The organism is Acidianus ambivalens, from assembly GCF_009729015.1.
Classification (GTDB): Archaea; Thermoproteota; Thermoprotei_A; order Sulfolobales; family Sulfolobaceae; genus Acidianus; species Acidianus ambivalens.
In genome coordinates this window covers 1,538,457-1,564,737 of record NZ_CP045482.1, presented here as the reverse complement: position 1 = coordinate 1,564,737, position 26,281 = coordinate 1,538,457, and the positions used below count along the sequence as shown (strand labels likewise).

Below are 26,281 nucleotides of genomic sequence, written 5' to 3'. Positions count from 1 at the left end.
TGAGTGTGTCCAACAATTTCATTCACCTTGTTGTAAGAGGTTGTATAAGGTGAAGAACGCCTTAACCCACCTCAGTATTGTAACCTTACTGGCATTGTGTGGGAAGTGATTGTCCATGCTTGCAAGCCTTAACTTTAAACTCCTGAACACTTGTTCAACTAGGTTTCTCTTGACAAAAGTCAAAGTGCTCGTGTTTAACACCGAGTTTTGAAAGTATAATATACCAAGGCTAACAGTCGTGGTTAATAGTCTTCTCAAGCCTCCGCCTTCAAATAGTAATATTACAAATAAAGGGGGTTAAGGGGACGGAAAGCCTCGCATCTCTGAGGCGGAGAGGAGTCAGAGATCTGTATTCAAGGACGTGAGAGTTCAGCTAAAGGTGAACGGAGAAGATAACTCTGCTTAAGGACTAGGAACATGCTAGAAGGTTAAACTCCATTATTGATAAAAGGAGGTAATAGATAGTAGTAGTTATTTTTCCTTATTAATTACGCATTGTCCAGAGTAAGCTTATTCTATCTTCAACACTTTAACTTCTCCAAAACCGATACTCCTACTCTTACCTACTCCGAAATAGTTAGCATAATCCAGAAGTTTCCTAATGTTCTCCCTTATCTTACTGTTCCTCTTAGCCTTAAGCTCGAATAGAACCCAACCCGTGAAACCTCTCGTAGGAGTTTTACCGTAATACGTAGTAACAGGGCGAATGTTGTAATCCACTTCCCTGAAATAGTAAAGAGTCTTACTTCCCGTGACTCCTACTATTTTTTCATTCATGAACTTATTCCAGTGAGACGACAAGGAGTAGAAAAAGGAAGGAACGTAAGGGAAGAGGATGAACCTATTTTCCTTCCTCTTAAACTTAGGCCTAGGAGGCTGGAGCAAAGTAGGAGTATTAAAGAAAACCTTGTAAAGCCTCGAATCCTCCAGTCCCAACTCCTCCTTCATCTCCATATTATCAAGTTCAACGTGAAATTTTGCGTTAAATATTTCCTTATCTATACTAGTAGTCCTAACTACTTCTTCAACAACCTTTTGTAATGTAGTGGTAACGCTAAAATTATATATCTTCCCTCCGGTCAAAGTCACCATGCCGTTTCCCTTGGAGTAAATCGGAGTACTTCCGTCCTTTAAGACCGTAATCCTAAAGGGCTTATAAGGTTCTTCCGCTTCTATAAACTTCGAATAAGTAGGAGAAAAGTCGAGGAAAATAGATCTACTAAGTTTTGAAGTAAAAGGAGGGATTATAGCGTCCCTATCAGGCTTAACTTCGAAAGTAAAAGTGAATATCACAAGATAACTAATTAAGAGATTAATTATAAGTTTTAGGAAAACTTATTCCTCAATTTCTTCACGTGATGCAATTATTTAACAAAAATCATAGACCCTCAGAATTCTTTCAATCCCTTTTGGGATGCAACATAATCTTCTTCCCATCTAAACGTTATCCTCTGCTTAACTTTCAATCCCTTTTGGGATGCAACCTCCTTCCTCTTCCTCCTTTGGAGACTAGATAATGTTCTTTCAATCCCTTTTGGGATGCAACGATAAAGAGGGGACCATTAGAAGATGTCTATGAAATAGCCTTTCAATCCCTTTTGGGATGCAACCGATGATGAGTTTTGTTACATTACAAACCCAGACGGGAACTTTCAATCCCTTTTGGGATGCAACTTTCAGACTTTAGCAGAACAAGGACATTTATCAGTTTTCTTTCAATCCCTTTTGGGATGCAACGTACAATAAATAATATCTATTTCTCCTAATTGCATAATATCTTTCAATCCCTTTTGTGATGCAACTCGTTCTTCCTAAGTAGGAGTGGTGAGGTCGTTGGAAACTTTCAATCCCTTTTGGGATGCAACATCACGGCAAATAATAATATCACGCTCAACGTCAACGTACTTTCAATCCCTTTTGGGATGCAACAAGACTACGTTCTTCTAGAAGTTGAAATGAACATGAAAACTTTCAATCCCTTTTGGGATGCAACATTCTATAATTTCTGCATAATCATAAATTATTGCATATCTTTCAATCCCTTTTGGGATGCAACTTAAAATTATATCCAAAAGCGTATTTAAGACGTCAGATGACTTTCAATCCCTTTTGGGATGCAACTAATTATCAATGATAAGAAGATTGAAGGTCTAGAATTATCTTTCAATCCCTTTTGGGATGCAACTATATTTTATGTGCAGTTATCGAAACAATTGCTATTGACTTTCAATCCCTTTTGGGATGCAACTGAAATTAGCGGTGATTTTAACGGTTATGAAGTTGAAATCTTTCAATCCCTTTTGGGATGCAACTTCATTACTGATAACGTTACTGATGCTTCCATAAGAAGCTTTCAATCCCTTTTGGGATGCAACAATGCTTAATAATGCTGGCTTAGTTACTTCTGCCGATAACTTTCAATCCCTTTTGGGATGCAACTACTTGCGGAAACATAGATATTAATGGGGATAAGAAAACTTTCAATCCCTTTTGGGATGCAACATGTCAAGAAGAAGTGATTAGCACATGCATCACAGATTGTCTTTCAATCCCTTTTGGGATGCAACATTAGAACAGTTCACAAAGGCTAAGCGGGGCGTATTATTCTTTCAATCCCTTTTGGGATGCAACTTCCTAAAAGAACTAGGATTTTACCCTACCAATGGGGCCTTTCAATCCCTTTTGGGATGCAACAGATTACGTTTACACCATATTACCTTTACCTAAGGAAATCTTTCAATCCCTTTTGGGATGCAACCTACGAATACTACTAAGCCGTACTTCATGAGTTCTTGGGCTTTCAATCCCTTTTGGGATGCAACTGTTTGTTTTATTAACCTCTATCCTTATTTTTCTCTTTTCTCATTAATAAGTTTTCATCACACCTCTTATTTCTTCATGCGACCAATTTTCGTTGTAATTTTAATTTCGTAATACGGTCGCATGGTCTTTTTCACTAATTGAAATAGAAAATGTATTTATAAGGCTTCAATTCTTCTTTTGATTCTCGCAACGGTCGCATTGAGACCAAAACTTTATCGCTTTTAAACTCTTAATAAAACTCGAACTTATTTATACCAGTTATTCTCGTTAAACAGTTCAAGATTAGTTACATCCCTTAAACTATATTTAGAGTATAAGGAAATATAGTTATCAGTTTTCATTAAAAGGAGCCAATATCTTTATAAAAGAATTTATAAGTCTTGATTTTTCCCTCACAGAATTAACAGCGTAAAACTAAAAATCGTTTTTAATAAAATTACTTAAAAAACTCTTAAATCTTGAAAGTTAAACTGGAGATTTTTGTAAAAACTTTTTATGATTAACAGACTTAGAAGGGAGAAAGGCTTATTTTCCTGTTCTCCGTAAATCTTTGTGTTCTTTACTTCATCGGATATCCTCCTGTTATCTAGGAGGATAAAGAAGAGTCCTAGGACTGTAGACGAGGAGCTTAGGGGATGGAATTGGAACGAACCGCCGATATATTCGCAACACTTTTCTCAGACTTCAGTCTCGGAGTTAATTTACTGCAGTACTTTGAGGAACTTGTACTTGAGGCAAAAGGGCTATAAGATAGGAGAGGAAAGCAGTTTAATCAAGAAAGGCCGAGCTATTCATGACACTTATTCGACTGCAATAAACACTATAAAGAGGTTGTTGTATTCATCTCCCCAAATTGACGGTAACAAATTGAAGACCTTGATGACTGACGAGTTTTACAGTTTTCTAAAGAAATATGAAGACCAAGCAGACTACGTTAAAACTCTTTGGGATTACATAACTAACATTTACTCCGCCGAATTAGATAGAGTGAGGAGTAAGTTTTTCAATCTTACTGAAGATTCTCTAGTATCTTCAGTCGTCCCATTTTGCGTTGAGTACCCAGTAGATGGAAGCCTTGTTGGGCTGAGTAGTTCTTTGAGAATAGACGCCTTCGTTCCCTTTATCCCTTTAATAGCAGAAATGAAGACCGGGAAATATAAATACTCCCACGAGTTACAGCTTGCTGGCTATGCTTTAGCCTTTGAAAGTCAATACGAAATCCCTATTGACTTCGGTTATTTATGTTACGTTAACGTGGACGATAAGGAAGTTAAAAGCAATTGTAAGCTTATCCCAATCTCTAACTCCCTGAGGAGCGAATTTTTAGATAAGAGGGACAAGGCTTTGGAAATAATGGACAACGTAATTGACCCTGGGATTGCTAACGATTGTGAAAAGGAATGCCCCTATTATAAAGTCTGCCATCCTAGCTGACTAGAACGGAATGCGTGTAGTCTATTCCTGCTTTGTTGAAATTTCTTAGGTAGAAGAAGCAAAATAAATTCTAAATCTTATGTTGAGTTAAAAGCTAGCTATACGCTCTTATTGAGAAAAACTGAAGAATCCAGAGAAGCGTTTTTAAAAATCCCTCCATCTAGATAGAAGTATGGAATGCGCAGTAATTCCTATAAACCGTTCAGACTTCACCTTTGAAAGCGCTTTTTCGGTAATTGTAAGGACTTACGAGTTAATAAGACCTGAGAAGTTCATAATTTTATATGCCGAATTTAACGACGTACATCTAAGGAAATTGGAGAAATTGTTCGAGGAGCTTAACTCTCACAGCGTGGAAGTCGTAAAGAAAAAGCTGTACATTATGTCCTTTGATGATTTTAAGAAAATGATAGAAGAGGAGACGAAGTCATGCAACAAGGTATTCTTAATCCCCACTTCAGGGGCTAATATAATAGCAGTTTACTTGACTTTACTTCACGCAGAGGATAAAGGCAAGTACCCTTTAATAAATTACCTCTTTGCTTTCGGCCCTTGGATAAGGTATTATTATCCCTTTGTGCCTAGGAGTTTAGAGGAAAAGCTATTGTTGGGTTATTCAAATATCGCGGGAGTTAACCTTGACTTAAACCTCGAGGATTACGTAGAGAGGGATTTAGAGTTTACCGCAATTATACAATTAACTGCTGAAAAACTTAACAAGTTCAATTCCGAAGACAAGGATATATCCTTAAGAGTTAGAGGTAAGGAAATCCTAAACACTTCTGCTACAAGCTACGATAAGGCTAAAAAGTCTTTATCAATGTTCATACAAGATGATGAATTAAGGGAAAGCATATTAAGTCTTGCCGGGGCTTATAAAATACTTGTCGACGATGAGGATATAGAGAAAGTAGCCTACGGGAGGCCTCTGCTGATAGATACTAACTTAATCTATTATGGAATACACACTCACGAAATAAGGGATTTGGTAATTCCTTACTGTGTGCATAATGAGATATTAATGACGGTAAATAAGAAAGGTAAGGAGGAAGCTTTCAGCAATGCAGTATTCATGGTTTACGACACGCTGAGGGCTAAAAGTAGGATGCTACCAAGTGAAAATACTATTTGTGACGTCGCAATACCTAAAATAGAGGCTGACTTAATTAAGAATTACCTCGTTGTTACTTCGGATAGAAGAGCTTATCAAAGGTGGAAGAGGTTAGCCATTTCGAGTTATGCCGATATAAAGCTTGCCGAGGTCGAAGGAGAGAGGACTTCCTACGCAGAGGTAACAAGCGTTATATTCAACTTAGCATCAATATTACATTTTATGAAGGTGGAAGGAGTAGAAGTGTGCATAAAGAATAATTGCGTTAAAATTGACGATGTGGCTAAAGAAGTAGAGCTAAAATAATATCTCAACGCGTTCACCACAATCGAAGTTGTTTTTACTCAACTTGTGGGAAAAAGTCTTTATTTTATATTCCCACCACGATTTATGGATGTAAAAATAGCTGATTCTAAAGGAAGAGTTTACCTAGGTAAGTGGTATGCTAATAAGAAAATCTACGTTATAGATTTGGGTGGAATTATAGTTTTAACTCCTTACACAGCCTTTGCTGAGGAATTAGAGAAGTTAAAGTATATTGAAGACTTTACGGAATTCCTTAAATCCATATCGTCTAAGAAATTGAAAGAGGCTTTTAGGGAATCACTTTAGGAGGAGACGAAGCCTTAATAGATACAAGTGCTTTTATAAGGAGAAAAGGTAAGGCTAGCGTTATAACACTAATAGAATTCATGGAGTGGGCTTTAAGGAAGTACATGGAACTGAGTTAAAAAAGGTGAGAAGTTAAGGGCTTTAGGTTATCTGAACCTTATAGCATCACTGCCAATAAACGTGGGTGAAGTAATTGAGATAAAAAATGATGAGATAAGAGATTTAGTGTGTTATGTTGTAGAGAAGAATTTAGACCCTGCTGATGCTTACCTAGCTGTTTTAAGTAAGAAGTTGAAGATTCCTTTAGTTACGAATGATAAGGACTTTGAAAGGGTTAAAGATGAGATAGAAATTATAGACCTATAAGTGACTAAATCGTGGCGTAACTCCTTCTTACTGTCGCTGGCAAACACATTATCAGTGGAAAAACCTATTTGCAATACTATATAATGTGTTTACCCGTGGCGTAACTTATCCTTACTTCCGCCACGGGCTAAGGGATCATACACATTGGGGCTAGTTGAGGGAAACACCAATACCCTCCCATCCTTGTGAGCAGTCATCAGTTGGAAGATCGTCAACAAAAACTACTTCGGTAATACTGTTATGAACATAATCATCTGAAAATGTTATTAACGGCATAGGATCTCAATATTTAACCAGCTAATAGTTTACATGATTTAATCCCTCATCACCATATTATTCACTCTTCTTTCTCTTCGTCCTCTTTCTCGTCAGATATTATAATCCTCTGCTTAAATTGGTTCTCGGTAATAGGGACTATTAAAATGAAAAACCTACCTTCTCCCTTTTTCTTCCTAATCATCCTTAATCCCGCTTCTACGTCCCTCAACCTTGAGGAATTCAAATCTCCTAAAAACACGCTCAATTGAACTCCCTCTAAACCTTTCTGCTTAAGGAAAGACGACACCTTATTCCTTAACTCGTTATCTGTTATATCATAAAATACTAGGAAAAGCAACTCGCTTCGCCGTGAAAGGAGTGTATTCCTCCCCTTCAATTATTGCTTTAGCTAATTTTCTTGCCTGTGTATAAATTTCTTCTTCATTAATTTTAGAGAGCAAAGAGTAAACTTCCTTTGCCTCAGATACGTCGTCAGGCCTTTCCATCGCCATACCTATCAAAGGCTTATCTACAAAGGGGGACCTAAATTCTTCCATAAGGTCAAAAACTAATGAAGGTCTACCTTCCCTAAACTTGTGCAGAAAACCTATGTAAGGATTTAATCCCACGGAAACTATTGCAGACCATACGATTTTCCTCAACATTCCGTAACCCATGTTAAGTGCTACGTTAAATACGTCAATGTTCTCGCTTTGTCTCTTCCTCCTTCCTTTAAATCCTAACGATTTAGGTAAAAGCGATTTAACTCCCCTCCAGTAAACCCTTGCAGCCTCAGCTTCTTTGCTCATCACTTCTTCAACGCTCTCAACTAACTGAACTTCTGTAGAAAGTTCGTCCAACCTTTTAGTATTCAAATCGTAACCGTACTTCTTCTCATAATAACGTAAGGGTTACTAGCTGGTTGTGAATCTTGCAAATTCAACTTTTCTCTTCCTAGATTTTAACTGCATAGTCCAAAGCCTAAAGGATCCGCCGTACTTTGCTGGAATAAGCTTAGCGTAAGGCTCGTGGTTATAAAAGAAAACTAAGTCAACTCCGTTCTCATTAGCAAGCCTTACTACCTCTGAAGAAAGGGAGGAATTAACTAAAAAGACGATGGAGTGGAGTTCTACTGGAGATAACTTCCATTTAACTTCCTTATTTACTACACACTCGAAAAGGCCGTTATTAACTCTTACATATGCTCCATAATCTTTGACGAATGCAATCTTCTTATCCATAGGAAAATTTGGTATTACCAAGTTATAAACCATGAATAAAAAGTGTTCAATAATACTGCGTATAAATGTAAATTATATAGCTTTATTCTTGATAAAAATTTTAAGAAAACGATTTTTAGTTTTACGCTGTTAATTCTGTGAGGGAAAAATCGAGACTTATAAATTCTTTTATAAAGATATTGGCTCCTTTTTATAAAAAGCTATTATTTATTACTCTTTATTTTCTGAATAAATTCTTACGAACGTAACTATTCTAGAATCGTTTATTGACGATAGTTTAACCAAGATGTTCGAGTTTTATTAAGAGTTTAAAAGCGATAAAGTTTTGGTCTCAATGCGACCGTTGCGAGAATCAAAAGAAGAATTGAAGCCTTATAAATACATTTTCTCTTTCAAATAAACAGGAAGACCATGCGACCGTATTACGAAATTAAAATTACAAGGAAAATCGGTCGCATGAAGAACTAAGAGGTGTGATGAAAACTTATTAATGAGAAAAGAGAAAAATAAGGACAGAGGTTAATAAAACAAACAGTTGCATCCCAAAAGGGATTGAAAGCATTCGGATATGAGCCATGGGCTTTTTGCTCACCATATTGTTGCATCCCAAAAGGGATTGAAAGTTAGAGATTCGTTTGACTATAGAGAATGTACCTTACGTTGCATCCCAAAAGGGATTGAAAGAGTAGATAGAATATCGGGACTAACGAAACTAGTGTCGCGTTGCATCCCAAAAGGGATTGAAAGATCGATTAAGTTCTCTCTATTTTTCAGTCTGTAGATTCTGTTGCATCCCAAAAGGGATTGAAAGTTTTACTTGAGAAGGAGAAAGGGGTTCAACTAGGACTAGGTTGCATCCCAAAAGGGATTGAAAGTGATTGTTTGTTATATTATAATAATTAGGAATTATTGAATTGGTTGCATCCCAAAAGGGATTGAAAGGTTGTTTTTAACCCGAATTCGTCCCTATAAGCCATTGCGTTGCATCCCAAAAGGGATTGAAAGATAATTTAGTTTTACAGCTCTGATGATATATCTATATATGTTGCATCCCAAAAGGGATTGAAAGTTAGACTGGGAAGAAGAACTGAGCGAGGACTTCCAACAAGTTGCATCTCAAAAGGGATTGAAAGCTGAATTGTTGATTCATTTCGCATTCTACAACTAATAAGTTGCATCCCAAAAGGGATTGAAAGTTGTTAGTCGTCCCTTTTACTATCGTCGGTGGATATCGTTGCATCCCAAAAGGGATTGAAAGGTAAACTGGGGTGTTTATTCGAAGTTTAGAGACTGGTGGTTGCATCCCAAAAGGGATTGAAAGAATATAGCAAGTTTGTTATCGTTATTGTTCAACCTTATGTTGCATCCCAAAAGGGATTGAAAGCATGAATAAAATAATAAATTCGTAAGAAGGAAGTATATATTATGATATCAGGGACTACAGTAAAGCACTTTGCTTACTGCCCTCAAATAGTCAGGCTTGAGGCCATGGGTTTTACCGAGAGAGTCACTGAGGCAATGCGTGAGGGGCTAGAAGTTGATAGAGAGAAGACTGTTAATTTTCTTTACGGAGTTCTTAAGCCTTTGAACATCGTCGCTAAGCCTATATTTAGATATAATGATCTTGTAGGCTCTCCGGATTACGTATTATTTTTCAACAACTACGTAACTCCTCTGGACATTAAGCAGGGAAAAGAAAGGATTGACCACGTAATGCAGATTCTTTTTTACCTTTATATCATGGAAATGAAAGGATTTAACGTGAAGGAGGGGTTATTATATTACGTCCAACAAGGGAGGTTAAAGAAGGTAAGGTACTCTTTCAGGGAGAGGAATTATGTAGCTAGGATCATAGATGAAATAAGGGACGCAATGAAAGGTAAAGTAAAGGTTACTCAGCCTGCCAGTAAGTGTAAAAACTGCGGTTTCTTCCATTGGTGCAGGCCTAAGATTAAGGGAATTATTGCTGAAATTGAATGAATTTCGAGAGAATTTACAGAGAAGGGGGGTTAAGGGGGCGGAAAGCCTCGCAGGCGGGGATGGATAACCCCCTTATATTTAAATACTTCTTTGTCAAAATTTTCTTTTGATGGCTAGGAGGGTTAAAGCGATCAGATCAACTGTTTCGATGAAGATCGCCGTATCAGACTCCCTCCTAGCCCTTGTGAATAACTACGTTAAGGCACTCCGTTTCACCCTATTCTGGCTGAAGGAAAATGTGAAAAACCCGGAAGAGAAGGGAGTGTTAGGGAAAGTCCACGAGGAGTTGCATGAGAAGTTAAGAGGGGAATATAATCTACCGTCGAAGGTTGCTGAGGATTGTTATAGGGATGCCCTTTCAATATACAAGGGTTGGTATAATAATCCTAGGAGGGGACGTTTTCCAAGAGTGTACAAACCTACGGTATGGTTAACGCCTAAAGCGAGTTATAGCGTGAACTTCGAGAGGATGACTGTTAGGATAGCAAGTGTTGGTGAACTACCAATTCTGGGTTATCCTAGAAACCTCAAGGAGTACTTAAGCTGGAAAATGAAGGAGTCTAGGTTAGTGGTTAAGGATGGAAAGGCTTTTCTCAAGGTAGTTTTTGAGAAAGAGGAAGAAGGGAAGGTTGAGTCAAAGGAAAGTATTGCCGTAGACATTAACATGAGTGAGATAGTAGTTGGCAAGGACGACAAACACTACGTTAGGATTCCAACTCGTCTCGAAGAGGTTCATCATTGGAAATCATTAGCTGAAAGCCTACAAAGAAAATACCCTAGAAGGTGGAGGGAGAATAAGGGGATCCTAAACAGGATTCGTTCTTTCCACATAAAGGCTAAGAGGGTTATGGAGGATTTCGCTAGAAAAGTGGGGAAGTGGGTTGTTGAAATTGCTAGAGATTTTGGTGCTAATGTTATTAAGTTGGAGAGTCTTAAGAACCTCATCAAGAATGTAGATAAATTGCCTAAGGAGTTTAGGGATAAACTATATCTAATGCAGTATCGTCGTTTGCAGTATTGGATTTCTTGGCAAGCTAAGAAACACGGAATGATTGTTGAGTTTGTTAATCCTAGTTATTCTTCTGTTTTGTGTCCTAGATGTGGTAGAAGGATGGAGGAGAAAGGATATCGTTGGTTTAAGTGCTCATGTGGTTATGAGAATGATCGCGACGTTATTGCTGTAGTTAATCTTAATGGGAGGGGGTCTTTGAGCCTCCCGACTTCCCCTCAAATGTAAACCCGAATCGATGAGGGGAACCCTCGCTGGCTGGGAGGAAGTCAGTATGCACGATAATGCTTTACGCCGTGTATTCATGGAGTTAGAGGGAGGACGATCTTATACTAATTCATGCTTTGTGGACTAGTTGAATTTTTGTCGATCTTAAACTCACTAGATCAAGATAAATTCTAAATTAGTTAAAAGTAAGTTTAACGCCATTTCTGAGAAAGAAAAAATGAGGCAATCCACAAAGCAACTGAGAAGGGGGTTTGCACTATCTTAAGAAGGCGAAGTAATAATCGACTGCTTTGTGGAATCTTTCTCAATTGGAACTTATAACTCGACGCAAGATTTAGAATTTATTTTGCTTCTACCTTTTAATTAATCCGCAAACGATATAGAGGAGAATCGTCTTCTCACTTTTCGTCTTCATTTTTAGTGGTAAATCCCTTCACGATTAATAAATTATCTTTTACGTAATACACGGTCATAAACGTCGTTGTTGTTAGAATTAAAATCAACTTAAAAGAGATTTATGCCGTAAAAAATGATGACAAAACCTTCTCTATACTATAAAGGTTTAAATATTTGTTGTTAATAGTTAAAATTAAAAATATTTAGTAAATAATTAGTATAAAGTATTAAAATTTATTATCTAACGTATTTCCTTGTAAGATACAAGGAGTATTATTTAAACGGTGTGCAAATACTGGAATCAAGCATATAGTAGAGGTACATCTCTTGGATGAATTGGTTTGGCAAAATGATTTTTAGGATATTAATCTAGTACATTTACTCTGATTAGAAAAGATTTTAAAATGATTTTTAGCCATTTTAATTCATGAAGATTCTTTTTGCACCTATAGGGGATCCTACAGGGTACGATGACGTAACCTATTCAGTAAAAGGGAAAGAATACAATACTAATGCTTCCTTTCTTGCAATATCTCAAGCATTAAACATTGATAAAGTAGTAGTTTATGCCGGGCTAAGCTTATGTGATACTAACTGTAATGATTATAATTGTTGTAGAAATTCTGTAACACAAAAAGTGACTCAAAAGCTGGGTAATAAATTTGACCTATTAATTGCTCCAAACGTTTTCAGTACTAGGTTCATTCAAAAGGATAGGAAAAACACTCTTTATTTCAATTTCATATACTTTAACTCGCTAAAAATCCTTGAAGAGAATAAGCCGGACGAAATTTACATAGATATTACTCACGGAATAAACTACATGCCTTTATTAGCAACAGATGCAATAAGGCTTGCTGTATATACTTATATTGTAGAAAACAAGAAGAACGGAGTTAATTTAACAATATATGATTCTGAACCGGTAATTAAACCTAATAAAGGCCCTTATACCATAGATAATATATACTCTGAGAAAATTACTGTGAGGCAAGCTTTATTGTCAATTTTGTCGCCTTTCTTGTCTAGTGAGAGCAAAAACGTAATAAAAAATAAGGTATTTAAAGTAATATATAATTCACTTAAAGCGAACTCAGAGGACGTAAATACTAGCTCATGCAATGCAGATTTCATTTACTACATTGTTAATGCCTTATCCGCCGGAATATTCCTATATTTAATATTAAAGAAGAGCGACATTAATAACTGTTTGAACATCATAGATAATATTCTCAGAAAATTAAGCTTCAACAACTTCGCGGTACAGTTAAAGTTTGAGGACGGCAAAGTAATTTACGACGAAAATATTCCTATTGAGATAAGTTATTTACACTCGTTACTTAGGATTGCCAGTCATATAGCTCAAGGTAATAATAAAATAAGCGAAATCCATGAAATGGCTGAGAATTACTCAACTTCAGACTCTGTAAAATATGTTATTCTAAACGAAATAGATAAAATAAAGAAGGAAAAAGATAAAATTCCCAACTCTCCAACTCTCTATGCAAAAATCCTTGGCATTGACTCGCCTAGTGTATGCTCAGCAGATAAAAGGAACCTAATAGCTCACGGCGGTTTTGAGCAGAACGTGACATTCCTTTGGAAATGCGGAGAAGATATTTGCGTAAGTTATACTGATGGAAATTGTAACTGTATTGGAAATGTGGAAGAGCATTTAGGATAATTTTGCTTTTCTCGATTTTTATGAACAAATTCTTAACTGGCTAGTAATCTCAAAGATTTCTTGGTTATAGAAAGCTAATTATAAGGTTTGTAGAACTTCTGGCAAGAGATTACAAACTATGTTTGTCTTGGTAAGAGCAATTTTATCTCCTTATATCTTCGTCTAAAACTTATTAATAGATAGTCATGGATTCCCTACCGGAAATTGACTTAAGCTTTTCTCCAGGTAGTGAGTGGAAGCCAACTAACTTAAGCTTTTCTCCGGGTAAAGAGCCAAATCTAGAGCCGAATCCAATAAAAAGATTTTTAGAAAGGGCTAAATGGTCTTGGAAGTCCGCATATGAAAATGGAAAGATTGTAGAATATAAGGAATATAAAGATTGCAGAAGAATTCTAGCTTACTACATTCCGTATTCTGTTGATAAGAACAATTGGGGAATTTACTTAATATGGCAAGAGATAAAGAATGACATAGACCTCTTAAATAATTGCCTTAATAATGTGGGCATTAAAGCGGACATCTTTCCATTTTACATATCTTTAATTTTCATACACGAACTAACTCATCACGTGATAGAAGATTGGAGGACTTCTTCTGGGACATATAGTTATTTACCAGAAGATGAGAGTTTGTGTGAATATACAGCATTTACTTTGACTCAAGCAATTTTAGGTAATCTATTACGAAACCAAGCGATTCAAACTCTAGTACACGGCAATCATATGCACATTATTAGAGGTATAGTCAATGGAGGAATAATAGGCTTTCCAGTACCGGGTTTCTTTATTCCCCTCGATATGTATCTCACACCACTACGTGACGTCAAAGAATTTCTGTCCTTGATTTACTATTATTGGAGTAGGGATACAGATCCTTTATATAAACCTTTAGTTCCAGCGTGGGTTAACGAAAAGAAGTTCGTTAGGTTTCTAAGTCAAAACTTAACAGTGGGTTTAGATAGTGCTTGGAATAAAAATGGACTGCCTTCAGTATATACCAGGGTGAGGTTTGTTTAGAAGTTCTAATAGCTAGTAGATAATAAGAAGTCGTGTTTACAAAAAGTAAACTATTTATTTTCACGAGACAACTTCATATTATGGGCAAAAGCGTGGTAATCTCGGTAAGGATTCCAGAAGAGCTGAAGAAAGAGTTGGAAAAATATAACATCGACGAGGCGGAAGTAGTAAGGAGAGCTTTAATAAATGAAGTAAAGAAGGCTAAAGCTAAAGAGCTAGAGAAGGAGGCTAAGGAAATTAAGGAGGTTCTGAGTAAAATACCTATCGAGGACGTAATCAAGGAAATTAGAGAAGACAGGGATGAGCGCTAAATAAAAAATGGAGATAATACTTGAGCCACGCGTTATTTAATCCTAGGTAGATAACGCTTGAGTTACGTTTTTGATTCTTCATCAATTTATTCACTGCTAACGAAGGGTAAAATTGAACTTCTTGGAGGAAATTATACAGTATTTCTGGCGAAGTTCGAGCTGGGGAATATAGTTTGGAAAGAGGTGTTTCTTCACAAAAGGATAAGCAGGGAAGAAGGGTTAAGATTACTCTCTTTCATTTCCAAAGTGTTAAATACCATGAACCTAGAGGACGTAAACTGCAAGGAGACCGAGGAGATTGCACTTGATTATGGCATAACTTTTTACGACGCTTCCTACGTTTGGTTGGCAAGGAAGCTTGATTTGCCTTTAATTACTGAGGATAATAAGCTCAGGAAAGCAGTAGAGAAGGATTTGAAAGTTTTATCTGTAGACGAGATTATAAAATAACAATAATAGTATGAAATCTAATTTTTAATAGTTTTTAGATATAAGAGAATAGAGATAAATAATATATTTATATAAAATCCAAAATAATTATAATAGAGTATTTGAAGCACCTTTCATGCTTTGTGAGCTAGTGGAATTTTCTTAGATATAAACTAACTTCTTTGGTATAAATTCTAAATCAGCTGTAGAATTAAGAGTAAGCTTAACGTAATCTTAAGAAAAATTGAAGTATATCAAGGAGTGTATTTCAAAAGCTTCATAAATGAGGCACCTTATTATGTTTTCCCACTTAAAAACTCTCATGAGCTTACATTCTGTAAAGATATGAGGTAATAAAATGATGAGACAAGCATAATTAATTTAATATAGAAATATCACAGAAATATTGTCATGAATTATTACATTAGAATAGACCCCCTTACACTATATGGAAGGAATAAGGTTACTGATAGCATAAGGGAAAATACAAAAAATCTCCTGGTAAATATAATAAGAAGTATAAATTCTACAGACTGCAAGCAAGATATCAAGAAATGTGGTAATTTCCTTAACAAAGTAGCTGATAGAATAGTCGATGAAATCAATGAGGAGTGGGAGAGGTACTACTTTAATTCGGTCTTTGGAACGAGTGCACAAAAGGATGAAGAATTAGGCCTTGTAAATACCCCAGCTGATACCAGATTTCCAGGTTTTGTTAATTCTTTAGCCGATCATATGTTGACTACGTCAGCATTTGCCGTGGCTGCCGCTTTATCCTATTACGATAATAAATGCGGTGAATTAAAGGCATACGATATAGATTTTTCTGATAGGGAGCTTCTTAGGGGATTTGTAAGGGTAGCAGCTTTGCTTCATGACATAGGAAAACCTCCACCGGTCGGACATACTCAGCGTACTAAAGAAATAGTTTACGCTTTATTTAAAGATATTAATGAGAGGTTAGCTAACGCGCTAAGTGAAGCCTCATCTAGACATCACTATGGTTATAAGTATACTAATAAGCCTCAAAACTTTATAGAGTGGATAATATCATATGCCGATAAAGCTAGTGCTTCATCAAGAACGTTCTTGCCTAGGAATAGAGAAGTTTTTGAAAAATTTCTTGATTTTGCCGAAAAACTTCAAGACCTTTACGATATTGGCGGAAAAGATTACATTAATGAGATAAAAAATAAGGTAGTCGAAAACGATGAAGACAGTGAAGAATTAAGGACTTATGGTTTCTTGTCAGACAATGAAAATAAGGCTATAGATCTGGCATTAAAACTAAGAAATGCTGAAAATGAGTTATGCAGTGGAAAGAAACTTTTGGCGTTATATCACTTTGAAATTCCCAGCATAAAGTCGTATTTAAACAGAGGGAGAGAACTTTCAGTTTACGCAGGATATAGTATTATGATAGACTCTTTAATTCACGACGTTTCAGATTATATTAAATCAAAAATAGGTAAAGAGGCAGTAATAAGCGATGAAGGGGGTTCCTTATTAGCAATAATTCCTTCTTCTTTTAACTCTGGGGAATTAATCAAAAGCCTAGATCTAAGCCCATTTGACACATATAAGGAGAATAAAATGGAATTTAAATTTGCAGAGGCACACTTAGGTCCAGAAGAAAATTGGAAAGGCTGGGGATCAACTGATCCTTATCTTAGAGACTCGTTAAGAGGATTTGGTAGTCTTATAAATAAGTTCTTAAGTTCCCCCGGTGTAATAAAAAGTTCTTCGAGCGTCAATTTACAAAATAAGAGCACAATTCCAGTTGATAAGATATGTAAAAAGTGCAGAATAAATTACGCAGATGACGGTGATGAATGTGAGAGTTGTAAGACTGCGGAAAAATTCTACAAAACCTTCGTCTCAATGGTAAAGGGAAAGAATAGCGATACTGAGATCTCAGGAAAAATTAAAAGATTAAGAATTTATAAACTTATTGAAGAATTAAATAAGAGAAACGAAAGAAAAATATCGATAAGAGTGTGGGATACTGTAGATGATTTAAACAAAGACTTCTCTGGGGAAGAAGTAGATCTGAAAAAGAGAAGGTTCCCCACAATAATAGTGGGAGACGGAGACAATTTTGGACAATTAAAGTCTACTGCAACAACGCTTACACAATATTTGGAAATAAATAGATTCTTTACATACATGATATATTATTCAATTTTATATGCTTTAGAGAATACAGCACTAAATTTCTACAAACATTTTGAAGTTCCTGTCATAGAGTTTCAGCCGATACTATTAGGGGGAGATGATTTTTCGTTGCTACTTACATCTCAAGAGCTTGTTCCGTTTTTATATTATGTGGACGAGGCATTAGTAAGAATCGGCGGAAGAATTTGTAGGAACCTTAAATCTGAATATAAAGATATAGCTGAAATGATATCGAGTAAAAAACCATATCAATGGTTTGGAATTTCAGTAGGAGCTTATATTTATAAGAATACGTCTTTTCCAATATTCTTAGCTAGGGAAATGGCAGAAGAACTAGAGCATGTATCAAAAACTGTATCAAAAAAGGTATTCCAAGACCAGTTCTTCGGCACTGGAGTAATATCAACAATAATGGATGAAAAATCGTTTGGATTACTGGAGCGCATTAAAAACAATAAAGGTATATGCGTTCTTGGCAGCGATATGAAAGAGATATATGACACTATAGCAAGATTTGAAAATGCAGGAATTTCTTCTAGAAAAATTTTTGATTACATCAAGCTGGAAGGCGATAGAATAAGAATATTTTATGACGTTGCGAGAAATAATTCAGATTCATTAGAGACAGTAATGAAAACTATCAATGATGTCATTAAAAGAGGATATGACATACAAGGTTATCTCGTATTGTTGGGTACTTTAATGAGTAGCCTAGAACAGAAAAATTTTGATGGACAGGAATATTATAGAGTCCCATGGAATCCAAATGGTGATCCAACATGAAAGCCTATGAAAATGTCTTAAAAGTTTATAACTTGAGAGGACACACTAACAACACCAGTATAGATAATTATGATGTAGATTTGAGGGCTATCTTTATAAAATACGATAATAAGATTTACGTAATACCCGGATCTAGCATTAAAGGACTTATTAGGAAAAATATGAAGGTCTTAGACTGCGACACGTCTATCCTAGGCTCAGAATTTGGGGAGAAAAGCATTATGTCAAAAGTAGTAGTAGGTTGGGGATACATTACTGAAGAGAAAAAGAAAAAAGTAAGATATGGAATAAAGGTTAACAAAGAGTTGGGTATAGTAGAAAAGGGGGCTTTATTCTCGTATGAAATAATACCAGGTGATATTGAAATAAGGTTTGATATAATTCCTTTAGTAGACCTAACGAAAGATGAGAGAGAGTGCTTGAAGAAGGCCTTATTATTAATGAAATATTCAACAATAGGTTGGGGAGGAAGTAAAGGTATAGGAATAGTAGAGGAGGTGAAATTAGATGATGCACTACTTAGTTAAGGTAAAAAATGAAACGCCTCTAGTAATAAACTATTCTTCTGGAAATTATTATAGATCATTAGACTATATACCATCTTCGTCAATTATTGGGGCATTGAAAGCTAGAAGATTGACAGAGAAAAAAATATGGGGAGGAGAAATTAGGGAGGAAAAAATAGACTTATATTTGACTGATGCTTATCCTTCTACTACTCAAGAAAAACAACTTAATCCACCTTCATTAGTTACGTTATATAAGAAAAATGAAACAGACGATTACTTTGTAGACGGTGCAAGAGTAATTATAGAGACTTACCAAGGTAAAAAGAAGTGGGGAGAGGAAGTAATAAGATTAAAGAAGGGTCCTAGAAATTGGTTTATGAAAAATGGAAACGCGTATCCTATACAAATTGAAAGAATCTCAACTAATATATTAAAGCTTGACGATGAATTAAAAATAGCATATCAAGAAACTAAAAATAACGAAAAGACCGGTTATCTTGCACATATAGAATCAATTTCTCCAGGGAATATTTTTGCCTTTGAAGCCATTGGTGAAGAAGAGCAATTAAACTTCCTTCTTGATACACTAAAGGAGGGAATATTTGTAGGATCCTTTAAAACTAAGGGCTATGGGCTCTTAAAACTTAAAGATTATTCGGAAATTACAGAAAAGGAAAAGCCTAAAAATTCACTATACACCTTGGATTTTTATGGAAACGTTAGTTACAGTTATTTTCAAGAAATAAAATCAATGTTAAAAAATGTAATATTCGAAAGTATTGGTATAGAAAAGAGGAAAAGATTGAACTATAATGAATGGGTTATTGATTATACGATAAGATCTGGGTCTGTATTAATCGCCGAAAGCGATAGAAATCTTTATGAATTGGAAACAGAAAGTATAATAAAGAGTGACGGTGGAAAAATTGTCATCAACCACCCAATCCATAGATTATAAAAGAAAAGGAGTAGAAGATATTTGTAAGATTAAGAAGGATTTGGCTTATGCTGATAATGACGAAGGAAAGTTATCAAAAACGCTGATTAGAAAGATTTTCGATATGATTAATGATTCGCAAAACCTCCCTTCAATAATCCCAGATCTAGCATATTTAGCTGCTAGGAATAAAGGATTAAGTTATGATACTGAACTGGGTAGATTTATCACAAACCTCCTTGACCTTATTCGACAACAGCCTCGAGATAACGTTGTCAAATACGTAGAAGGAGCTGTGATGGCAGTATATATAATTGAAGAAGCTCAGAATAACGACTTAAATCCTTACAAATTTTTAGGCTGTTAGGTGAAAGTAATGGGATATTTGCATTCGTCACTAAAGTATAAAAGAGTAGTTACATTTGAAATAGAACCCAAGGAGTTTCTACACATAGGAGATACTAAAGGCCTGCAAATAGGTGGTGCCGACTTACCCGTAATTAAAATTGGTAACAAACCTATAATCCCTGGTTCCTCACTAAAAGGAGCAATAAGAAACGAATTCTCTAGAACTATTAGCGGTTTACCCGAAGATAAACTAAAACAATTGTTTGGTTACGCTAAGTTATTTACCGATAATATACAGGATATTTTAAAAAATTCAGACACTAACAAGATAGCGGAAATGATTAAGAACAGTCTTAACGGTAAAGACTCCAAGGTAGGGTTACTAGATTTATTGTTCGGTAGCGAAATATTTGCATCTCCAACAATATTTACCGATGGACTGCCTGTAACTCAAACCGAGGAATACGTAACTAATCGTTATCACGTAAGGATCGATCAAGATAGGGACGTGGCTAAAAAGGGGAATCTAGTGGACGTAGAAGCAGTGTATCCTGAGATAAAATTTGAGTTCAGGATAATTTATAATTCCTTAAACTATGATACTACAGATCCTAGCCCCGTAGATAAAGCCTTTGATTACTTGGTAAAATTTCTAGATAAAAGTGAAATATTATTAGGTGGTTGGAAAAGCAGAGGTTACGGCCTAGTACAACTAACAAAGAAGAACGATGAAATGATAAATTTAAATAATCTGTTGGTGGTAAAATGAGTAATAGTAGTATTTATTTTAAAACTTATTATATAATAACAAAAATTTCGGCAAAAATCACTAATCTGAGCCCATTAAGAATAGGAGCGGGTAAAGGACAAAAAATAGGAGAGCCAGACTTGCCTATACTAAGAACGCCAGACGGACATGCAGTAATTCCTGGATCGTCACTAAAAGGTATTGTAAGAAATAACTTAGCAAGATTCTTAATGCTCGACGCAGACAAGGACTTATCTTATGCTTTCGGAGGAAATATAAATGAAGAAGACATGCCTATAGGTTCGTCTCTAATATTTAACGACTTTGTATCGAATAAGATTATCGACACTTATGAAAGGTCTCATATAAGGATAGACTTGGCCACAGGTGGAGTGAAGAACTTATTCCAAGTTGAATATGTACCACAAGGCAATGAATTCTACGGTTCCATAGTAGGTAGGAATATTTCAATATCAGATATAAGTGGAATTATATACATGATTAGTAATCTATTAAACTTAGGAATTATCAGAGTAGGCGGATTCAAAAGCAGAGGTTACGGAATAGTGAAATTAGACGTAGATAATGTTCAAATACTACTACCTACCGCAAATGTCAAGTATAAGACAAAGATTCGTATTAAGGGAGGTGAAAGAGAAATAAATATTATTGTGAATCAAAATGAGATAGTCGAAAATAATAAATATAGATTTAAGATAGAAAAAGTTGATAATAATTTATTCATGAATTCTTATATCTTAAATAACGAATCGTTTAATTCTGTAGGAATGGAGGTAGTTAAGGAATGGCAAGAAACTACACATGCATAAATGCAAGCTCAAATAAAGCATTTCCTAAAAATTTTAAACCAAGGGACAAGATCCAACAAGTATACATTATTAATTCTCAGTTTGTGACAAAGACTCCGACTTGTACTTGCACCGGTGAAATGGATATAGACTTTACACGAAGAAAAGTAACTTACAAGACTTATACTATTAACGGAAAGCCAGCAATAATGGGATCTTCAATAAAGGGGGCACTTAACGCATATGCACTAATGCTTTCAAATCCAAATAAGGTAGGAGACTTATTCGGATTCTCAAAACTGGAAGGGAGGGTTTATTTTAAGGACGCAATAATAGACGCTTCGTATAAGGAGTTTAAATTAGGAAGGCAATGGAAGCCTAGGAAGCCGTGCAGAGGAATAAAAGTTTACCCATTTAATACACCTTCCCCTACTCCGGAGGATATTTACTTCCAAGCAATACCGCCAAATACAACTTTTTCTACCGAGATAATACTGATTAATGGAGATTTAGAAGAGCTAAAATTACTAATAGCCTCTATGGGAGCTACTTTATATGGAATAAAATTAGGGAGAGGAAAAGATAGGGGGTACGGAATAATCAAACTGAACAAAGTGGAGGTAACTGATATGAATATGAACAAGATAAACGTAGCACAAATTATTAAAGGAGCACAAGATCTACTTAGACAGGAGTGGAATCGTGTCAAATCTGCTTTCTTTTCTTGATAATACATATTATAATGAGCTATCAAGAATAGTTAAAAAGAATCTATCTATAAGCGATGAAGAAGTTGATAAGTTCTTAGAAGAGTTACTAAGGCAATACTTGGAAAGACGCACAGTTAATAACAATGATTTTACACTCATGGTGAATAGCGCCCTATTAAAAATACGAATATTAGATAAATTGGCTAAAAGAAATATAGTCAAAAACGCTGATGGCATCTATAGAGATCTATACGAGTTTCTAAATCGAGCAGATAAGAACAAGCTCAAGAACGCTTTCGTATATGTATATATTAAGGCGAGACAATATGAGCGAATGAGGATTCGATGATACAGATATCCTAATTAATATCCTTTGCAATACCTCGACCACTGACGATATAATGAATTTCTTAGACACTCTTTTAACTAGGTATAAGGATTATTTTAAATGTAGGAATAATAACGGTGCATTAAGATTAATTGAATTAGCGAGCAATATACAAGAGAATCTAAATCTAAGATTCGATTATGCGCATATATCATTATGCTTTATTGCAGATAAAACAAGAGATAGAAAAAATATTAATTCACTAACTCCAAAAGAAGATGAATTAGAGAACCCATTAACGGATGACGAAATTATACATATAAAGGATAATTTAATGGAATCATGCAATTTTCTCAAGGCATCTTTAACGCTAGACTTCATTATTAGTTGTCCTAATGGTTTAACTTACAGTACTGTATATAAAGAATAATAAGAGCGTAGTTGGAAGATATATTCCGCAGAAAGGTGTTAATAATGTTCCTATGAGCTTAATGGATTTCATTAGGAATAATTCTTTTCTTGCACATGGAGGCTTTATTTTACCTTCTGATTTAAACGTTATAAACAATGTATATAAGCGTTTATTAGACGATTCTTTTTGTAAATTAAAGGATTTTCTTGATAAAATTAATAAAATTAAATTGAAAAACGAATAAAACATTCTATTACCTCTTTATTATATGATTTATGATATTAATATAAATTAAGATTATTTACGATTTCTAGTTCTTAGTCTATAAGATTAGTATAGTTAACTAAACAAATAAATAAAATAATAACTAGCACTACTTAGTACATTGTAATACCTAATGATTACTTGTTAATTTCATCACCTAGCAGAGCTAATAGCTCTAAACATTCTTGAACATGTTAGCAAACTTTTAGCTAGCTCAGGTAACTCGTGGTTACATGGATTAGTTTTTCAACTCTAAAATTAAAAGGAATCGCTAAAGATATATTATCCTTTCAATCCCTTTTGGGATGCAACTGATATGCCATTTGACAAAGTAAAAAAATATGTCAACTTTCAATCCCTTTTGGGATGCAACTAGGCATACAAATACGGATTTAAAGACGGCGGGTGAAATCTTTCAATCCCTTTTGGGATGCAACATGTTTTAATTTCGTACTGATGAAACGTGAAGAAGGAGAGCTTTCAATCCCTTTTGGGATGCAACATACATAAATTATGCAAATAATTATACTGATGGAATAATTTCTTTCAATCCCTTTTGGGATGCAACTTTTAGAAGTATTTTATGTATAGCCGCAATAATTATCAACTTTCAATCCCTTTTGGGATGCTACTTAGATGAATTTTTTGAAGAATGTGATTGCGATGAAAACTTTCAATCCCTTTTGGGATGCTACGTTCTATCTTCAGTTCATTTTTTATCTCTAAGTTATTACTTTCAATCCCTTTTGGGATGCAACCACGTTGGATAACAGTAAGTTGTCTGTTTGTGACACACCTTTCAATCCCTTTTGGGATGCAACTAGCCATTTCCAGTTCGTATTCTTTTTGTATAAGTAAACTTTCAATCCCTTTTGGGATGCAACAGATTAAGATTTCGAAACCCTATGTTGACAAATATGTTACTTTCAATCCCTTTTGGGATGCAACAAAGTACTGTCCGTCAACGGCAAACACGTAACATACATCTTTCAATCCCTTTTGGGATGCAACCGTTAATAAGCATAGTATCTCTTGGACAGAAGTGGATTTTCTTTCAATCCCTTTTGGGATGCAACATATGTAAAAACGATGTTATATTTCTTGTCAACTGTCATACTTTCAATCCCTTTTGGGATGCAACTGCACTTGTGTACATTGACAAAGATGCGGGTATAAAGTTCTTTCAATCCCTTTTGGGATGCAACTGTTTGTTTTATTAACCTCTGTCCTTATTTTTCTCTTTTCTCATTAATAAGTTTTCATCACACCTCTTATTTCTTCATGCGACCGATTTTCCTTGTAATTTTAATTTCGTAATACGGTCGCATGGTCTTTTTCACTAATTGAAATAGAAAATGTATTTATAAGGCATCAATTCTCCTTTTGATTCTCGCAACGGTCGCATTGAGACCAAAACTTTATCGCTTTTAAACTCTTAATAAAAATATAACTCTTAGGTTTACCTATCCACGATAAACGGTTCTAAATCCTTTCCGTTCGTTATATTTTATTCATTAATATTTCGTATTTTATTTAATACTATTTACTTTCAAGTGTAGCTATCTTTTTAAGCTAATTTTTAAACTACGTATTTTCCCTCATCGGAATAACGTCGTATAACTAAAAATATTTTTTCTGAAACAGAATACTAAAATTCCTTTAAATTTAACAGTGAATATGCGAGTATGATAAAAATTTTTAACAAGCAAGAGTAAAGTCGGTTCTAAAGGAGAGCATTTTAGTTTGTTTTGTTATTTATACTCATGCCTAGGTTGGTCTCCACCTTGGGAAAATCGCCCGGAGGCATAGCAGAGACCTTGATTAACCTAACAGATGGAAATTACGTCGCGCCTTTCGACCCAGTCCCGATAAAAATAGAGGAATTGCTAGTCGTTAAAACTAAGGAAGTGGAGGAAAGTTTTTACGTACTAAAAGCCCTGCTCTTGTGCTGTTCTAGCTTCGTAAACGTCAGGGCAATTAACTTGCCTTTCGATGACGTTAATTCTCCTAACGATTTCGTACAAGTTAGGGAAACAATAAGGAAAGTGCTGAAGGCAGGAGATTATCTAGATTTTACAGGAGGAAGGAAAGCGATAAGCTCTGCAGCAGTGTTAGCTGCTAGGGAAGCAGGAGCACACCTAGTTTCTTCAATCATTCCCCACGAAGAGTACGACTCAATTAACAAGAAATTCAACGCAGTAAAAGACAGGGCAATGAAGATTTATAAAAAAGAGGACTGCGTAAGTTACGTCTGTGATTTAATTTCAAAGAATTCAAGAACCATAGTATTCTTCTGAAAGAGAATATATTTTCCAGGTTTTAAATGGGATTCACTCCTAAAATAAGCTAATAGGAGTCGGACTTTCATTGAATGATTCAACCTCTCGTCCTCATTCCGGCTCCCCACGCCTAGGTTAGGGAGCAGGACATGAGGAGCCTCATTGAACCCCTCACATTGTAGGGCCCTCTTCTTAGCTACAAAACTTTCGTTAAGGGATAGTTAGGAATGTTGAATGACAACAAATGACATTAATTTCACGGTTTAACGGAAACTGTTGACAACGGCCAAATTTTCTCTATACGCAACGAATTATTTTCAACATCACTTCTTTAGTCGTAGTAATGAAATGTATTATTTTTCGTACTTTTCCAGATTTGTTATCATTTTACGTATTTGCCAATTATAATCTAAAAGTTCGCTTATTAGCAATCCCGCTAATAAGAACTTACACTTGTGCTCCAAAAATTCCTAAAATTGTCAACTTGAGAGGAGACAATCCTTGTTGGGAAGTGTGCCGTAAAGAATTTGAAACATAGTCGGTATAGTTATTACAGCTATTAAAGTAGCAATAATAGTTACAATAATCTCTATTGGCAGCGTGCTCTAATTTTAACGCTTCTAACAAGTATTGCCTATCTTTAGCGGTAGCTGGTAATATCTCTAACGATCGAGGCGAAAGATAAAAGTGTATCATAATTATAACCGAAGCGGTGAATATTGCGGTGTAAACCTAAATCGAATAAATTAAATATGCCATTAATAAAGATGATTTCCATAATATATGCTATTAATACAATTATTGGAATGGTGACAAATCTGATGAAATGTAAAGCTTTACAAAGTTGGGGGTTAAGGGGGCGGAAAGCCTCGCAGGCGGGGATGGATAGCCCCCTTATAAAAGGTTTAAATATTTCTTTGTCAAAATTTCTCTTAGTGACGCTAACGACGCTCCTCCCCAGCTCGATTGAGGGCTTAATGGGACTGTGGGAGGAGCAACCAGTATCTCTTAAGGGACTAGAGCTCAGCAATGAAAGTCCCCTACCCACTCTGTCCAAATGGGAGGGGTTCTCTGAGCCACT

At 35.4% G+C, this 26,281-nt stretch carries 20 protein-coding genes, 3 pseudogenes and 3 CRISPR repeat arrays; of the genes and pseudogenes, 19 read left to right on the top strand and 4 right to left on the bottom strand.

Annotation, left to right across the window (positions count from 1 at the left end):
- Nucleotides 1–18: 18 nt before the first annotated feature.
- Both D1866_RS09015 and cas6 read right to left on the bottom strand, forming a co-directional pair.
- Nucleotides 19–291, bottom strand: a pseudogene (locus D1866_RS09015) (IS6 family transposase); the annotation flags it as partial.
- Nucleotides 292–510: 219 nt separating this feature from the next.
- On the bottom strand, nucleotides 511–1,293 hold the full coding sequence (gene cas6 / locus D1866_RS09010; protein WP_155861138.1) for a CRISPR-associated endoribonuclease Cas6: 783 nt from the start codon (nucleotides 1,291–1,293) through the stop codon (nucleotides 511–513).
- 103 nt (nucleotides 1,294–1,396) lie between these two features.
- Nucleotides 1,397–2,822: direct repeats of the CRISPR family, unit length 25 nt; unit sequence CTTTCAATCCCTTTTGGGATGCAAC.
- A gap of 553 nt (nucleotides 2,823–3,375) precedes the next feature.
- Between cas6 and cas4a the strand changes: the two genes are divergently transcribed.
- The 4 genes and pseudogenes from cas4a (at nucleotide 3,376) to D1866_RS13830 (ending at nucleotide 6,346) form a co-directional block, all read left to right on the top strand.
- Nucleotides 3,376–4,257: a type I-A CRISPR-associated protein Cas4/Csa1 gene (gene cas4a, locus D1866_RS09005; protein ID WP_155861137.1), complete on the top strand. Its 882-nt coding sequence runs from the start codon at nucleotides 3,376–3,378 to the stop codon at nucleotides 4,255–4,257.
- 172 nt (nucleotides 4,258–4,429) lie between these two features.
- Nucleotides 4,430–5,674 carry a hypothetical protein gene (locus D1866_RS09000; RefSeq protein ID WP_152939222.1) on the top strand — a complete coding sequence of 415 codons (1,245 nt, stop codon included), beginning with the start codon at nucleotides 4,430–4,432 and terminating at the stop codon, nucleotides 5,672–5,674.
- An 84-nt stretch (nucleotides 5,675–5,758) separates the two neighbouring features.
- Entirely contained in the window at nucleotides 5,759–5,980 is a 222-nt protein-coding gene (locus tag D1866_RS08995; protein ID WP_152939220.1) for a VapB-type antitoxin, read from the top strand.
- Nucleotides 5,971–6,346 (top strand): annotated as a pseudogene (locus D1866_RS13830) (type II toxin-antitoxin system VapC family toxin). Before D1866_RS08995 ends, D1866_RS13830 begins: the two are co-directional and overlap by 10 nt.
- 337 nt (nucleotides 6,347–6,683) lie before the next feature.
- Here D1866_RS13830 and cas2 read toward each other — a convergent pair.
- Both cas2 and cas1 read right to left on the bottom strand, forming a co-directional pair.
- Nucleotides 6,684–6,962, bottom strand: a complete 279-nt coding sequence (gene cas2, locus D1866_RS08985) for a CRISPR-associated endonuclease Cas2 (RefSeq protein WP_152939218.1) — start codon at nucleotides 6,960–6,962, stop codon at nucleotides 6,684–6,686.
- Nucleotides 6,940–7,845, bottom strand: a pseudogene (cas1, locus tag D1866_RS08980) (CRISPR-associated endonuclease Cas1). Before cas1 ends, cas2 begins: the two are co-directional and overlap by 23 nt.
- Before the next feature lie 534 nt (nucleotides 7,846–8,379).
- A CRISPR array of direct repeats spans nucleotides 8,380–9,229; the repeat unit is 25 nt; unit sequence GTTGCATCCCAAAAGGGATTGAAAG.
- 41 nt (nucleotides 9,230–9,270) lie between these two features.
- On the opposite strand from cas1, the gene cas4 reads away from it, so the two are divergent.
- The 15 genes from cas4 (at nucleotide 9,271) to crn1 (ending at nucleotide 25,218) form a co-directional block, all read left to right on the top strand.
- Nucleotides 9,271–9,825, top strand: a complete 555-nt coding sequence (gene cas4, locus D1866_RS08975; RefSeq protein WP_152939216.1) for a CRISPR-associated protein Cas4 — start codon at nucleotides 9,271–9,273, stop codon at nucleotides 9,823–9,825.
- A 109-nt stretch (nucleotides 9,826–9,934) separates the two neighbouring features.
- The gene (locus tag D1866_RS08970; RefSeq protein WP_152941307.1) at nucleotides 9,935–11,062 is read left to right on the top strand and encodes an RNA-guided endonuclease TnpB family protein; all 1,128 of its coding nucleotides are present in this window, start codon (nucleotides 9,935–9,937) and stop codon (nucleotides 11,060–11,062) included.
- 823 nt (nucleotides 11,063–11,885) lie between these two features.
- Nucleotides 11,886–13,142, top strand: coding sequence for a CRISPR-associated CARF protein Csx1 (csx1, locus tag D1866_RS08965; RefSeq protein WP_152939214.1), 1,257 nt, complete (start codon nucleotides 11,886–11,888; stop codon nucleotides 13,140–13,142).
- Between the two features lie 185 nt (nucleotides 13,143–13,327).
- Nucleotides 13,328–14,158, top strand: a complete 831-nt coding sequence (locus D1866_RS08960; RefSeq protein WP_152939212.1) for a hypothetical protein — start codon at nucleotides 13,328–13,330, stop codon at nucleotides 14,156–14,158.
- Nucleotides 14,159–14,238: 80 nt separating this feature from the next.
- The gene (locus D1866_RS08955; RefSeq protein WP_152939210.1) at nucleotides 14,239–14,469 is read left to right on the top strand and encodes a CopG family transcriptional regulator; all 231 of its coding nucleotides are present in this window, start codon (nucleotides 14,239–14,241) and stop codon (nucleotides 14,467–14,469) included.
- A gap of 57 nt (nucleotides 14,470–14,526) precedes the next feature.
- Complete coding sequence (locus tag D1866_RS08950; protein WP_152939208.1) at nucleotides 14,527–14,919, top strand: type II toxin-antitoxin system VapC family toxin; 393 nt, start codon at nucleotides 14,527–14,529, stop codon at nucleotides 14,917–14,919.
- A 390-nt stretch (nucleotides 14,920–15,309) separates the two neighbouring features.
- Complete coding sequence (locus tag D1866_RS08945) at nucleotides 15,310–17,856, top strand: HD domain-containing protein (RefSeq protein ID WP_152939206.1); 2,547 nt, start codon at nucleotides 15,310–15,312, stop codon at nucleotides 17,854–17,856.
- The gene (locus tag D1866_RS08940; RefSeq protein ID WP_152939204.1) at nucleotides 17,853–18,383 is read left to right on the top strand and encodes an RAMP superfamily CRISPR-associated protein; all 531 of its coding nucleotides are present in this window, start codon (nucleotides 17,853–17,855) and stop codon (nucleotides 18,381–18,383) included. The genes D1866_RS08945 and D1866_RS08940 overlap by 4 nt, the downstream gene beginning before the upstream one ends.
- A complete protein-coding gene (locus D1866_RS08935) occupies nucleotides 18,364–19,323 on the top strand; it encodes an RAMP superfamily CRISPR-associated protein (RefSeq protein WP_152939202.1) in 960 nt (319 codons plus the stop codon). Before D1866_RS08940 ends, D1866_RS08935 begins: the two co-directional genes overlap by 20 nt.
- Entirely contained in the window at nucleotides 19,292–19,669 is a 378-nt protein-coding gene (locus D1866_RS08930) for a hypothetical protein (protein WP_152939200.1), read from the top strand. The genes D1866_RS08935 and D1866_RS08930 overlap by 32 nt, the downstream gene beginning before the upstream one ends.
- A gap of 9 nt (nucleotides 19,670–19,678) precedes the next feature.
- Nucleotides 19,679–20,419, top strand: coding sequence for an RAMP superfamily CRISPR-associated protein (locus D1866_RS08925; protein ID WP_152939199.1), 741 nt, complete (start codon nucleotides 19,679–19,681; stop codon nucleotides 20,417–20,419).
- The gene (locus D1866_RS08920; protein ID WP_152939197.1) at nucleotides 20,416–21,228 is read left to right on the top strand and encodes an RAMP superfamily CRISPR-associated protein; all 813 of its coding nucleotides are present in this window, start codon (nucleotides 20,416–20,418) and stop codon (nucleotides 21,226–21,228) included. The genes D1866_RS08925 and D1866_RS08920 overlap by 4 nt, the downstream gene beginning before the upstream one ends.
- Nucleotides 21,204–21,935 carry an RAMP superfamily CRISPR-associated protein gene (locus tag D1866_RS08915; RefSeq protein ID WP_152939195.1) on the top strand — a complete coding sequence of 244 codons (732 nt, stop codon included), beginning with the start codon at nucleotides 21,204–21,206 and terminating at the stop codon, nucleotides 21,933–21,935. The genes D1866_RS08920 and D1866_RS08915 overlap by 25 nt, the downstream gene beginning before the upstream one ends.
- A 383-nt stretch (nucleotides 21,936–22,318) precedes the next feature.
- Complete coding sequence (locus D1866_RS08905) at nucleotides 22,319–22,675, top strand: hypothetical protein (RefSeq protein ID WP_152939193.1); 357 nt, start codon at nucleotides 22,319–22,321, stop codon at nucleotides 22,673–22,675.
- A gap of 533 nt (nucleotides 22,676–23,208) precedes the next feature.
- Nucleotides 23,209–24,126: a CRISPR direct-repeat array (repeat unit 25 nt; unit sequence CTTTCAATCCCTTTTGGGATGCAAC).
- A gap of 558 nt (nucleotides 24,127–24,684) precedes the next feature.
- Nucleotides 24,685–25,218 (top strand): CRISPR-associated ring nuclease Crn1, encoded by a 534-nt coding sequence (gene crn1, locus D1866_RS08900; protein WP_152939191.1) that lies wholly within the window; start codon nucleotides 24,685–24,687, stop codon nucleotides 25,216–25,218.
- Nucleotides 25,219–26,281: the final 1,063 nt, after the last annotated feature.

Coding starts and splice junctions, on each gene's coding strand:
- D1866_RS09000 (WP_152939222.1), top strand. CDS start 4,430: ATGGAATGCGCAGTAATTCCTATAAACCGTTCAGACTTCACCTTTGAA.
- D1866_RS08995 (WP_152939220.1), top strand. CDS start 5,759: ATGGATGTAAAAATAGCTGATTCTAAAGGAAGAGTTTACCTAGGTAAG.
- cas4 (WP_152939216.1), top strand. CDS start 9,271: ATGATATCAGGGACTACAGTAAAGCACTTTGCTTACTGCCCTCAAATA.
- D1866_RS08970 (WP_152941307.1), top strand. CDS start 9,935: ATGGCTAGGAGGGTTAAAGCGATCAGATCAACTGTTTCGATGAAGATC.
- csx1 (WP_152939214.1), top strand. CDS start 11,886: ATGAAGATTCTTTTTGCACCTATAGGGGATCCTACAGGGTACGATGAC.
- D1866_RS08960 (WP_152939212.1), top strand. CDS start 13,328: ATGGATTCCCTACCGGAAATTGACTTAAGCTTTTCTCCAGGTAGTGAG.
- D1866_RS08955 (WP_152939210.1), top strand. CDS start 14,239: ATGGGCAAAAGCGTGGTAATCTCGGTAAGGATTCCAGAAGAGCTGAAG.
- D1866_RS08945 (WP_152939206.1), top strand. CDS start 15,310: ATGAATTATTACATTAGAATAGACCCCCTTACACTATATGGAAGGAAT.
- D1866_RS08940 (WP_152939204.1), top strand. CDS start 17,853: ATGAAAGCCTATGAAAATGTCTTAAAAGTTTATAACTTGAGAGGACAC.
- D1866_RS08935 (WP_152939202.1), top strand. CDS start 18,364: ATGATGCACTACTTAGTTAAGGTAAAAAATGAAACGCCTCTAGTAATA.
- D1866_RS08925 (WP_152939199.1), top strand. CDS start 19,679: ATGGGATATTTGCATTCGTCACTAAAGTATAAAAGAGTAGTTACATTT.
- D1866_RS08920 (WP_152939197.1), top strand. CDS start 20,416: ATGAGTAATAGTAGTATTTATTTTAAAACTTATTATATAATAACAAAA.
- D1866_RS08915 (WP_152939195.1), top strand. CDS start 21,204: ATGGCAAGAAACTACACATGCATAAATGCAAGCTCAAATAAAGCATTT.
- D1866_RS08905 (WP_152939193.1), top strand. CDS start 22,319: ATGAATTTCTTAGACACTCTTTTAACTAGGTATAAGGATTATTTTAAA.
- crn1 (WP_152939191.1), top strand. CDS start 24,685: ATGCCTAGGTTGGTCTCCACCTTGGGAAAATCGCCCGGAGGCATAGCA.